9 protein-coding genes are annotated in these 11,323 nt (G+C 66.5%); 3 read left to right on the top strand and 6 right to left on the bottom strand.

Translation table 11 applies throughout. The features are described 5' to 3' along the window. Positions 1–142: 142 nt before the first annotated feature. Positions 143–772 carry a tryptophan 2,3-dioxygenase family protein gene (locus OP04_RS41360; protein WP_051799867.1) on the top strand — a complete coding sequence of 210 codons (630 nt, stop codon included), beginning with the start codon at positions 143–145 and terminating at the stop codon, positions 770–772. Between the two features lie 141 nt (positions 773–913). Here the strand turns inward: OP04_RS41360 and OP04_RS41355 are convergent, their stop codons facing one another. The 4 genes from OP04_RS41355 to OP04_RS41340 all read right to left on the bottom strand — a co-directional run bounded on the left by OP04_RS41355 (position 914) and on the right by OP04_RS41340 (position 4,579). Then, entirely contained in the window at positions 914–2,125 is a 1,212-nt protein-coding gene (locus OP04_RS41355; RefSeq protein ID WP_033345475.1) for a cytochrome P450 family protein, read from the bottom strand. 4 nt (positions 2,126–2,129) lie between these two features. Next, positions 2,130–3,242 carry an MAB_1171c family putative transporter gene (locus OP04_RS41350; RefSeq protein ID WP_332309709.1) on the bottom strand — a complete coding sequence of 371 codons (1,113 nt, stop codon included), beginning with the start codon at positions 3,240–3,242 and terminating at the stop codon, positions 2,130–2,132. A gap of 157 nt (positions 3,243–3,399) precedes the next feature. Continuing rightward, on the bottom strand, positions 3,400–3,912 hold the full coding sequence (locus OP04_RS41345; RefSeq protein ID WP_033345473.1) for a hypothetical protein: 513 nt from the start codon (positions 3,910–3,912) through the stop codon (positions 3,400–3,402). A 94-nt stretch (positions 3,913–4,006) separates the two neighbouring features. Continuing rightward, entirely contained in the window at positions 4,007–4,579 is a 573-nt protein-coding gene (locus tag OP04_RS41340) for a helix-turn-helix domain-containing protein (RefSeq protein ID WP_157241064.1), read from the bottom strand. A gap of 446 nt (positions 4,580–5,025) precedes the next feature. On the opposite strand from OP04_RS41340, the gene OP04_RS41335 reads away from it, so the two are divergent. Together OP04_RS41335 and OP04_RS56900 are read left to right on the top strand one after the other, a co-directional pair. Next, positions 5,026–7,341 (top strand): ATP-binding protein, encoded by a 2,316-nt coding sequence (locus OP04_RS41335; protein WP_033345472.1) that lies wholly within the window; start codon positions 5,026–5,028, stop codon positions 7,339–7,341. Positions 7,342–7,979: 638 nt separating this feature from the next. Continuing rightward, entirely contained in the window at positions 7,980–9,005 is a 1,026-nt protein-coding gene (locus tag OP04_RS56900) for a DUF6545 domain-containing protein (protein ID WP_408606850.1), read from the top strand. A 79-nt stretch (positions 9,006–9,084) separates the two neighbouring features. On the opposite strand, the gene OP04_RS50690 is transcribed toward OP04_RS56900, so the two are convergent. Next, positions 9,085–10,053, bottom strand: a complete 969-nt coding sequence (locus tag OP04_RS50690; RefSeq protein WP_051799865.1) for a phosphotransferase — start codon at positions 10,051–10,053, stop codon at positions 9,085–9,087. Then, positions 10,031–11,290: a hypothetical protein gene (locus tag OP04_RS54080; RefSeq protein WP_033345470.1), complete on the bottom strand. Its 1,260-nt coding sequence runs from the start codon at positions 11,288–11,290 to the stop codon at positions 10,031–10,033. The genes OP04_RS50690 and OP04_RS54080 overlap by 23 nt, the downstream gene beginning before the upstream one ends. Between the last annotated feature and the right edge of the window lie 33 nt (positions 11,291–11,323).

Genomic DNA, 11,323 nt, shown 5'->3' with positions numbered 1-11,323 from the left:
CCGTAGCCACCCGCTACGACAAGCTCAAAGTCCGCTACGAAGCTACCGTCACGGTCGCTTCGATCATGGTCTGGCTCCGCATGAAGATCGACTGAACCAGACCATGATCCATCAAACACGACCTAGCACCGACGAGAAGCTGATGCTCCGGCTGACGATGCTTCCGGTCGACACCGTCCACGACGAGTACCTGTTCCTCCGCGTCCTGCAAATCTTCGAGCTCTTGTTCTCGCTACTGGTCGTGGACCTGGAGGAGGTCATAGCCTCGCTGACCACAGGCCGGGCACGTATCGCCGCAGCCCGGCTCGACGCGGCCACCGGCACCCTGCATGAATCGCGAGCGTTGTGGCCGCTGCTGGCCACCATGCAGCCGGAAGCATTCGCCCTTTTCAGACAGCACACCGAAGGTGCATCCGCCATCCAGTCACGGACGTACAAGTTGCTGGAATCCCTGTGTGCCCGGCCGGCGGACGCGCGCCTGAATTCCCTGGCCTACACCTCGGTGCCTGAAATCCGCGCACGAGTCCGTGACGGCCAGGTCAGCCTCGATGAGGCGTTCCGGGCCGTCCAGCACTCCATCAGTGCCGGCTCGGCCGGGAGAGTGCGACAGGCGATGGACCGGTTCGCGGACGCGAACCTGCGCTGGCGCCGCAGCCACCTGGGACTTGCCACCCGAACTCTCGGACCGGAGGCCGCTGGCACCGGCAACACGAGCAGGCTCACGTACCTCGCAGCGATCCATCACCGTCCCGTCTTCGGAGGAGGCGGATGACGCCAGGCGCCTACGCAACACCCCGCCTCCTCCCGTAATCAACCCCCGAGAGAGCCGACGGTGCGACCGGTGCGCGGCCCATCAGGTGGATCCTGGCGCACCGGCGCATTTGTCCAGATCGTCCGGCGCGATGCCGGCGGCCTACTCGCCGGTGTGTGGCACCACCGGCAGTGTCAGCAGGCCGCGGCTACGCCAGGAAGGGCGCCACTGCGGCGGCGATTCGGGATCCAGCGCGAGATGCGGAAACCGGGTCGCCAGGCGATGCAGTGCCACCGCGGTCTCCATGCGCGCCAGCGGCGCTCCCAGGCAGTAGTGCACGCCGTAGCCGAAACCCAGCTGCGCAGCTCTGACGTCCCGATCGGGATCGAGGGTGTCCGGGGCGTCGAACCGTGCCGGGTCACGATGCGCGGCGGCGATCAGGAGCATGACGGTGGCCCCTCGTGGAATGTCTGTTCCGCCGATCGTCAGCGGTTCGCGCGCGAATCGGCGGATCGAGACCGGTGTCGGGGACACCACGCGCACCAGTTCCTCCACGAGTTGCGGCAGGCGTTCCGGCTGCTCCCGCACGGTCGCCCACAGCGCCGGCCGGCGCAGGAGTTCGAGGGTCGATACGCCGATCAGGTCCACGGTGACTTCGTAGCCGGCCCAGAGCAGCAGGAAGGCCAGCGAGGTCAGCTCGTCCTCACTGAGGCAGTCGCCGCCGTCGTGCGCCGCGACGAGACCGGCGAGCAGGTCATCGCCCGGGGTGCGCCGCTTGTGGCCGATCAGCTCGCGGAGGAACGCTTCGATCTTGCCGAGAGCGGACTTGGCTTCGGCGGCGCTCGCCGGGGACATCAGGCTCGTGGTCCATGCACGGAAATCGGGCTGGTCCTTGTCGGGGACGCCGAGCAGTCTGCCGATCACCGTCAGCGGGAGAGGGACTGCGTATGTCTGTACCAGGTCGACACCTGTGTCGATGTTCATCGTGGCGAGGAGGTCATCCGCGATTGCCACGACATCGGCGCGGAGGTTCTCGACCCTGCGGGCGGTGAACTCTCGGTTGACCAGTTTGCGGAGCCGGGTGTGGTCCGGTGGGTCGAGACTGAGCAGATTGGCGTCGAGCGCCGGCGGGAGTGCGAAGCCTCGGTATCCCGTGCCCGAGTGTGTCTTGGACAGCGAGAGCCGGTCGTCGCCGAACGCGGCGACGACATCCGCGTAGCGGGTCACGAGCCATACCGGGTCGCCCGACGGGGTGAGCGCGTGCTGTATGGGTCCTGCCTCCCGCCATTGGGCGTAGAGGGGGAACGGGTCCTGGGCCAGTTCGCTGTCGTCCATGAGCTGAGTGGTCGCGTTCACGCTGTCGGTCATCTCCATCTGGCTACGCCACGACCGTGAGTTGGGTGACGGCACGTTTGACGGACGGGCTGCGCAGCTCTCTGGCGACGTCGGCCAGCCAGGCGGCGTCTGTCAGCACGTCGTCTCCACCGGTGGGGGTTTCGTCTCCGTCTGCTTCGGCTACGGGCCGCGGGGGTTTCCCGGCGCGCCGTAGTGCGACCGCCGTAGCCAACCGCACCGCCTCCAGCCGCGCCAGCCCGCGTGGATCTGATCCGGGCAGGTCGGCCGTTGCAGTGCCGGCTTTCCCGATGGTGTCGGGGGTGGGTGCCCAGTTGTTCAGCAGCAGAATTTGATCCCGGATCTCTGTAACTCGCCAGTGGAGCAGGAACGAGATGTCCCACCAGAATCCAGCCGCGGGCCGGCTCCGCGCACCATCTGCGGCGCTCTGTCTGACCAGGGTCCGCAGCGGACGAAGCTGGAGGTACCGGCGCCACAGTGTGGCGGCGACAGCCCATCCCGGAAGGTTGAGGCCGATAACGACCAGGATGGCGCCGATGCCGGCCGACAGCTGCGCGGCGAGCTCCCAGGCGTACGGGTTCCAGCCGAACGTCCCGGCCGCGATGTCGGCCGCCCGCGCCAGGACGTAGACGATCCCGAGTGCCGCACCGGCCGACACCGTTCGCAGTCCTCGGCGCAGGGCTTTGTCGGAGCATATTGGTGCATATTCTATTGCCAGCCGCAGGACGTCTATCTGCCCGGCCGCGAACCCGATTAGATAGATGGATAGGTACAAGGACACGGCCGGTATGCCGGCATAGTGGGCGACGAAGTCATCCACCCGCCTGCCTTCGGTTCCTGCGATCAGGAACAGCGTCGTCATGATCGGAATGATCGACACGAGCACGATGACGCGTACTCGCACGTGTCGCCGCGCTTTTTCGAGCGGGTACAACCAGTAGAGCAACATGATCTCTTGCCCGGCCGTATAGATCAAGACGAAAGCCTGACTGACAAGGGTGGCAATGTTCGGCACGTGGATAAATCTGTCCACCTGGAGCCAGACGACCGGCGTGGAAAGAGTGAACGTCATGGCCAGGCCCGCCATAGCGATACACATTCCCACGAGGCCGCGATCGAGGCCTCGGCGCCCCGCCATCGCTGCAGTGCCGCCCGCACGCATGGGAGGATGCAGTATCCGGGTTAGCACATTCAGCGCTCCGGCCCAGGCGATCAGGGCAACGATTGGATATAGAAGGTAGACTGCCGTCATAGCCACTCAATCTCGCGAGGCGAACAGTTACTTTCTCTGCCTTTCACAGCACGAGCGCCTGCTCGATGCGGGCGACAATCTCAGCGGCACCCCGAATGCGCTTAGGGCGTTTTGTCGACGGACGCCAGGCTCGATGCATGGACATCATCGTGCCGAACATCTCCACAATGATTTCCTCATCATCGCTGTAGGAGCAGCGACTCAGCAGGCGCCGCACGAGCTGCGGGTCGAGCGAGGGCGCAAGCAGCGCGGATACGTCGACGCCGCCGTCGGAGCCAGGACTGCCATGGGATCGAATGACGTGGCCAATCTCATGCCCGATGATGGTGTCTCGGTGATGCGGAAGGACGCCTCGGGAATAAAGGACGAGGTTGAATTCGTCATGCTCCGCCCACGCTCCGAAAGTACCGACCGCCAGGCGGCTCTCTTCAATGAGTAAGGGTTTTCCGCAGAATTCTTCCACGGCGTGGATTATTTCGTCGTGGCCTGCATCGGGATCGACCCCCAGTGTACCGAGAATCTGCGCGCTCGCCTTACGCAGGTCGCGGACTCGCATCCCTGATCCCCTAAACTGGCGGGTGCAGCTGGTGTGTATATGGCCGACACTTTTCATGGCACGCCTCTCATTCCGGCGTTACCGACCAATCGCATCATTCGGAGACACCCTTAGCCGCGCCGTCGCTACGCCTGCTGGCGAGGGCCTTGATTAATGCCGCGACGATCGGCACCTCACTGTCGTCCAGGCCGTGGTTCGCCAATACGGTGCGTAACGCCACCTCCCGCACGCCCAGTTCCTTTAGCTGCAGAATGTGGCTCAGGTCCCGTCGCACCTTCTCGGCGGCCTGGTCGTCCGCGAAGAAGGCGGGGTCCACACCGAAGACGCGGCACAGCGCCGCACAGTGCCACATCCGCGGATCTTCGGCCTCGCCCCTGCGCATTTTGGAGATCTGCTGCTGGGAGATCGTCGTGGGGATTCCCGGATCATTGTTGATCTTGTTGGCGATCTCCTGATTGCTATACGGGCGCCCTGGCGGCTCACCAGGGGCAAGCTCGTCCCCTGTCGGCCTAATGTGCTCGAACAGCCACTTCAGGCGCTCGGCGACGGTCCGCCCCACCTCGACGCCCGAGAGATCCCGGTCCTGCTTGTCGTGCGGTTGTTCCACGTACAGCCCCCATTCACAGCCGCAGAAGCCACGTAAATGTGGACAGATCTGTTTGACCACTGCCCACTGTAGACATACGATCACGTCGCCGTCACGCCACGGGCGTAGCGGCAAGGTCGGAGGATCGCTACAGATGTAGCGAGGGGATCGTAGCAAGGCAAGCACCTTACGTGAAGGTCACCTAACTAGGAGTCACCATGCGCAAGGGCGACGCCCGCAGACACCCTGTGGCACCGAACGCATCACTACCGCCGATCCGCCCTGGCTACCGCAGCACCAGCAATCGACTTGCGCGCCCGGCTGCTGAAACCAAGGATGTCGACCGGAGTTCGTCTACCGGGCCGGCAATCACGTCGCGTTCCATCGCGCCCACGAACCACTTCCTCGTCGTCGGCCCACCGCCTGCGGCGCCAACTCGCCTGGAACCCGTACCCGCCCGCACCGGCACGACCCCGGTCTCGGCCCGCAGTGGCCGCTAGCACCTGCGATGCGAATGGAAAGGTGAGATGGGTAACCTGCCCCAGGAGACGGGTCTGTTCGTCGGTCGCGCGGCAGAGGTAGATCAAGCCCGCAAGTACCTCGCCCAGCATCGGATCGTGACACTGACGGGTGTCGGGGGCGTCGGCAAGACGCAAATGGCCTTGCGAATCGCGTCCCGTAGCCAGCAGACCGCGCCCCTTGAGGCATCGCGGGTTGATCTCGGCACCCTCCGGGTGCAGGTGGCGCTAGCGCCCGCACCGCCCGAGCAGCTCTACCTGCACATGGTCGTCGCCCTGGGCATCTGGCAAACCGGCGCTAAGGCTCTCGACGTCCTCATCGAGCACCTGAGCCGGCGCCGCACGCTGCTGGTGCTGGACAACTGCGACCGTCTAATCGCGCCAGCACGCACGGCGATTCTCACGCTGACCCGGGCCGTTCCCCACCTGCGCATCCTCGCGACGTCTCGACAGGCGCTCGGGATCGAGGGGGAGCGCATCGTCGCCGTCGCACCGCTACCGTCCACGGACGCGGTCGAGCTTTTCACCAGCACTGCCACCGCAGCCGGCGTCGACCTGACGCACACGGACGCCGCAGCGCTCGAGGCGCTGTGCAACCGGCTGGACTGCCTTCCACTGGCGATCCGCCTGGCCGCAGCACGCGCCCGGAGCCTGTCCGTATCGCAACTGCTGCAGCGAGTCGACGACCGATTCAGATTGCTGGCGCTCCCCCAGACGACATCCCACGGCCCCGGCGGAGAACGGCACGCGACCCTTGAACGCGTCGTCCAGATGAGCTACGAACTGTGCACAGCCGGAGAGCAGCGCTTGTGGGCACGTTTGTCGGTGTTCGCACAGCCCTTCGATCTGCCCACAGCGGAAGCGGTCTGCGCCGGCGACGGCCTCGCCACTGACGAGATCGTCGACCTCATCGCCGGCCTGGTGGAGAAGAGCGTGCTCGCGGTCGAGGCCGCTGCACCGACAGCAACCGGAAATGTCCGATACGTTCTGCTCAACACAATCAGGGACTACGGCTCTCGAGAACTCGACAACATCGGTGAGACCACCCGCATCCGGGATCGGCATCGGCTTCACTTCCACACGCGCTTGGCCAGCGCAGCCAGCAGACCGCTCGGTCCGCAAGATCTCGACACGCTGACCGCGCTGCGCCGCGAGCTGCCCGACATCCTCGCCGCCCTGCACGCCTCGCTCGCCCAGTCCGACTACCACACCGCACACGCCATCGCCCGCGACGTCGTCCGCACGCGTGTCCCGTTCTACTGGGGCCTGCTGGATCTCATCAGCAGCGAGCTCGGCACGGTCATCGACGCCACCCGCCCCTCAACCACCACCGACGGCGCCGCCGTCGAACTCGCATCCACGCTTGCCGTCGCCGCGTGGGTGGCCACCACTCAAGGTCACTTCGACGCCGCACGGTCACTGCTCGCCGAGGCCAACACGCTTCATACTCGAACCGGCACTCCCCCATCCGCGGTGGTGCTCTTCGCCGCCGGTGCCAGCATCGCCTTGTCGCGCGGCACGGCAGATGCCGTCGAGCTGCTGACCCGCGCCCGGAGCATGTATCCACGGCTCTCCGGCGACTGGCACATGGCATCGACGACGCTGACGCTGGCTGTCGTACTCACCGCCGAGCCCCGCGAGGCGTTGCCGGCCGCGAAGGCGTACCTGAGCGAAGCCCTGAACGCCCACTCACCATGGGCCGCCAGCTGGGCAATGTGGATCACCTCGATGGCAGCTCTCCGCAGCGGCGACCCGGAGAACGCCCAAGACTGGATCAACCAATGCCTCAATATGCAGCGGGGCCTGCATGACCGATGGGGCCTGAGCTTCAGCATCGAGTTGGCCGGCGAGATCGCCGCCGAAACTCTCGCCGAGGCCGAAGACCCCCGTGCCATGGCCAAACGCGCCGCGTGGCTGCTCGGCGCCGCAGCCGCCCTCCGGCAGCAGCTCGGCATCGACCTGACCGAGCTGCATCCGTTTACCGCACGTCGCACACGGGCTCAGCAGCTGATCAGTACCGTCATCGACGCCTCCACGATCGCCTCGGCCGTGGACGCGGGCAGGCGGCACCACGACCAGGCCATCGCTGTCGCCCGCGGCGAACCCCCATCCCGGCGACCGAGCGCGTCAGGACCCGACGGCCTCACGGACCGCGAACGGGAGGTCGCCGCCCTGGTCGCCGAAGGTCTGACCAGCCGGCAGATCGGCACCGAACTGCGCATCTCCGCCCGCACGGTCGACGTCCACGTCGGCAGCATCATGACCAAACTCGGCGTCGACCGCCGCGCCGCCATCGGCACCCGCCTCGCCACAAGCACCCGATAACAGCCTGGCCGGTCACGCGATGGTCATCCAGACCCGCGCTGTGCCGATCGCGCGACGCCCTCCGATACAGGCCGGCAAGGCGAGTGCCGTCGGGACGCCCTGGTGCCCCGCGTAGGAAAGCCGGACCGAGGAAAGCGATCTGCTATCCGCCGACCTAATTCTGGCGACGGAACCCATATCCGGCGTCGTCGGTATCGAGGATCGCATGGGCATCGATGCGACTCGACAGGGCAGGGCGTCGCCAGAGGTGTTGGCACGGTCAGTCCAGCAGCATGTCAGCGCGCGAAGCGCCGGTGGCAGCCATGCCCAAGACGCGGCCTCCTAGATAAAACTACGTAGACCCACTCGTCACGGTATGCAGATACTACGATGCCAATCCTCGACCAGCGTCCGCATACTCATTGCAACGCTAACGCAGGCTTGAATACCAGCGGCAGTCACACCTGACGAAAGGTCAGCACCTCCGACGCCGACTTCCCACCAGCACAGCGAACCCCAGCAATCGAGAACTTGATGCACCCGTTTCCGATACGCCAAGCGCACACTCCGCCAGACTACCGATCAGCACAGGATCTGGTGCAGTAGCGCAGCAGGACAACAGGGCTCAACACAGACATCTGCCCATACTCAGGAGCATTATGACCTCTCGATGGAGTCGGATCACGTCTTTTCTCAACCAACTGAACCTAAACATACCGCAGCCTTTCGAGCTTAATGCCTTCATACGGTCAGTCGAAGAATTCCGCGGGAGAAAGATTGAGATAGTCCCAGTGGACTTCGGCATCGACAGAATAGCCAGAGGAATAGTCGCATGGTGGTGGTCTTTCCCCGATATCGACTGCGTCATCATCGACCGGAGTGCCCCCAAACCGCTGCAGGAGCACGGAGTCCTCCATGAGATCGCACATATGCTGCTAGAACACGTCGGCCAGCGGCTCGCTCACACAATCGCCGCACAATTCCGGCAACTGGACAGCCACGCGGTCCTCCGCGCGCTCGCCCGCGACATCAACCGCTACGACGATCCCGATGAGGCCGACGCGGAGACGCTTGCCACGCTCATCCCGATCGCGGCCACGCTCCGTCTCGACACACGTCCTACATCGGCGGCCTCCGGCCACGTCCGAGGGCGCTCCAAGAGTGGCCTCTCAGGCGTTCCATCCACGCCCGTCAAACACCATCTGTACCGGAACATCAGGCCCTTGTGGGAACGCCTCATCGACACGCCCGGCGTGTCCTGCCTCGAGCCTCTCCCCACGCAGCCGCATCCCGCCCAGCTCGACCTTCTTCTGCGGCGCATGGTCGTCGAGTCCCTAGACGGTCTCCACCGGCTACGCCACCTTCACGATCCCAGCGTGGCAGCGGCGGCTCGCACCCGCGCGACCGCCGCTGGCCTGCATCCCGAGAGAGCGACGTCCGTAGCAGAAGCCGCAGCGATCACCACCGCGATCACCCGCGCCAGACACCCGCCCCGCGGCCATCACCGACCTCCAGCGCAGCCCGGCCTGCACCACACCCAGATGACGAGAACGTGGGGACCAACTCCCGGCAGCGGATTCGCCGCACACAGCATCTGGCTAGCCACAATCGGACAGGTGCTACCCGCGTCCCCCGCGCCCACGCCAAGTTCCCGATCCTCTCTTACGGCACCACAGCTCCCGTAAGCGACGGCCAGCTCAATGGCCGTACCTGTTTGCCTGGCATGCCGATCCTCTCGGTGCTGAGGGGACCTCATTCGGCCGATCAGGTGTGCCGCGACCAGATGACGGTGTCGTCGTCGTTGAGCAGCGAGCGCACCCGCAGGCCGAGTTCCGTGGCCACCGCCGGCCGGCCGGCCGAGGTGGCGAGGGCGGCGGTCACCAGCTGCAGCTCACGGATCCGGGCGATGGTCGGCCAGCCCGTCCACGTGGTCACGTCGAAGCCGGCCCCGGCAGCGAACAGGTCATAGGCCGGCCGGCTGCGCCCGAACCGGGTCACGCCATGAGCCACCGCGGCGTAGTCCCACTCCCGGTGGCCGTCGCTGAGCCCGTCCGGATCACAGATCAACGCCGTCGGGTCGCCGGCCGGCCGCACCGGGACGCTGCGCAACAGCAGGTTCCCGGTGTGCGCGTCACCGTGGATCACGCTGCGGGGAAACGCCCACTGCACCGTGCGAATATCCCGGCCAGCCGTCTCCGACCACTGCCCGATCACGTCCAGCAGCCGCCCCGCCGGCATCCCGGTCTCCGCCCGCGCCCACGCGTCGAGGGCGGTGCGCGCGTCACCCGCAAGCTGCCGGGCCTCCTCGATCCGTACCTGGAACCTGCCGATCGGGTCCCAGACCGGCAGGTCCGGGCCGGCGCCCGCAAGGGCGTGGATCGCGTGGAGCGGCCCTACCAGGTCGACCGGCTGTGGCTCCACGCTCACGGAGTCGACGTAATGCCAGATCGTCGCGACCCAGTCGTCGGCGTACACCGGATGGTCGACAGCGAGCCGGACGAACGGCACCCCCGCGGCGACCAGCGACCGAGTGACGCTGCACGTGACGCGAGCCCGCGCAGCCGCGACCGTTCCCCGGCCGAGCCGGATCACGTACGGGCCGACGCGGTATACCGCGTTCATCGTGTACTTGATGAGCGCGGCGCGGGCGGGATCGGCAGCGAGCTGCGCGCAGACCTGCCGCAGCGGCCTGGCGAGTTCCCGGGCGGCTTCAGCCGTCAGGACGGTCGTCATCGATGTCATTGTGCAGCGCCCGCAACCGCCTGCCGAACTCGGCCAGCCCATCGTGATACCGGGCCGACGGGGAGGCGGTGTCCCAGAGGTCATCCAGACGGGATACGACCCGGCGGGACCGCAAGCCGTCACCCGCCATACCGACAGCGGCCAACGCCTGCTCCGCAGCCACGTCGGGGTCCTCGATCAGCAGGTGCCCCAGCGAGGCGGAGATTACATCGAAGGCCAGCGAACGCCGCTCCGTGTCCGGCTGGCGTAACGCCACCGCGCAAGCGGCGTTCTCCACCGCGAGCGCGGCATACCGGCCGCGGCCCGGATGACGCGCCAGCGCCGACAGCACCACCGCGGCGATCCCGTGCTTGTCCGCCTCGACGAGCGCGAACCTGGCCCACGCGGGCACGGTGTCCGGGTCCGCCAGGCCGCGTTCGGCATCAGCACGGGCCAGGCTGTCACGGACCTGATCCTCCCGATCGAGTATCGCGTGCGCCCACGCGGAGTTGTTGTGCAGAATGATCACCGAGGCATGGCAGCCGGCCTGCTGCGCGGTGAGCTGCCCCAGCCCGAACTGATGCAGCGCGTCCTGCGGCCGGCCCTCCTGCAGACTTGTCCGGCCGAGCCGGTACAGGACGTTGGCCGACAGCTGCCCCGCCCCCTCGGCCAGGATCAGGCTTTGCAACAGATGCTGGCGTGCCAGGCTGTTGAGGAGCAGGTCATGGGCCATCCACCCGATCAGGCTGTGCAAGTCAGCCAGCGCGGTACGTAGCTCCTGCGACCACGCCTCCGAACCCGACGGTATGCCCTGGAGCTGGGTCGCCCAGTTGGCGTACGCCACCGCCGACTGCAGGCAGGAACCGCCACCGATAACCGCATCCATGCGCCGGTGCACCTCGGTGATCGCCGTGACCGCGTCGATGTTGTCAGTGGTGAGCCGCTCGGGCAGCACCACCGCGGTGGGCTGCGGCAGAAACCGGCCGATGTCCTCGGGGATCGCACCGACGGAGATCGCCGCGATGACGCCGGGCAGCTCGCGCGTGTCCAGTTCGGCCGACACCGGCGTGTCGGGGACGCTGGCAGGCGGCAGGTCGACGGCGACGGGTGCGCGCCCGAGCCCCATGAGATGAGCAGGGATCCCTAAGCCCGCACAGATCCGCTCGAGCACCTCGACGTTGGTGACCTTGCGCTTGCCCTTGGCGATCTCGGTGACGCGTGACGGCTGCATCCCGGCGGCCAGCGCCATCTCGGAATAGCTTATATTCCGGCTCTTCAGGTG

The sequence above is a fragment of the Catenuloplanes japonicus genome, from assembly GCF_000717135.1.
Classification (GTDB): Bacteria; Actinomycetota; Actinomycetes; order Mycobacteriales; family Micromonosporaceae; genus Catenuloplanes; species Catenuloplanes japonicus.
This window is presented reverse-complemented; position numbering and strand designations above follow the sequence as displayed.

What these genes read in the sequence shown, in the direction of transcription:
- OP04_RS41360 (WP_051799867.1), top strand. Translation starts at nt 143, where the DNA reads ATGCTCCGGCTGACGATGCTTCCGGTCGACACCGTCCACGACGAGTAC.
- OP04_RS41355 (WP_033345475.1), bottom strand. Translation starts at nt 2,125, where the DNA reads ATGGAGATGACCGACAGCGTGAACGCGACCACTCAGCTCATGGACGAC.
- OP04_RS41350 (WP_332309709.1), bottom strand. Translation starts at nt 3,242, where the DNA reads ATGGCGGGGCGCCGAGGCCTCGATCGCGGCCTCGTGGGAATGTGTATC.
- OP04_RS41345 (WP_033345473.1), bottom strand. Translation starts at nt 3,912, where the DNA reads ATGCGAGTCCGCGACCTGCGTAAGGCGAGCGCGCAGATTCTCGGTACA.
- OP04_RS41335 (WP_033345472.1), top strand. Translation starts at nt 5,026, where the DNA reads ATGGGTAACCTGCCCCAGGAGACGGGTCTGTTCGTCGGTCGCGCGGCA.
- OP04_RS56900 (WP_408606850.1), top strand. Translation starts at nt 7,980, where the DNA reads ATGACCTCTCGATGGAGTCGGATCACGTCTTTTCTCAACCAACTGAAC.
- OP04_RS50690 (WP_051799865.1), bottom strand. Translation starts at nt 10,053, where the DNA reads ATGACGACCGTCCTGACGGCTGAAGCCGCCCGGGAACTCGCCAGGCCG.
- OP04_RS54080 (WP_033345470.1), bottom strand. Translation starts at nt 11,290, where the DNA reads ATGGCGCTGGCCGCCGGGATGCAGCCGTCACGCGTCACCGAGATCGCC.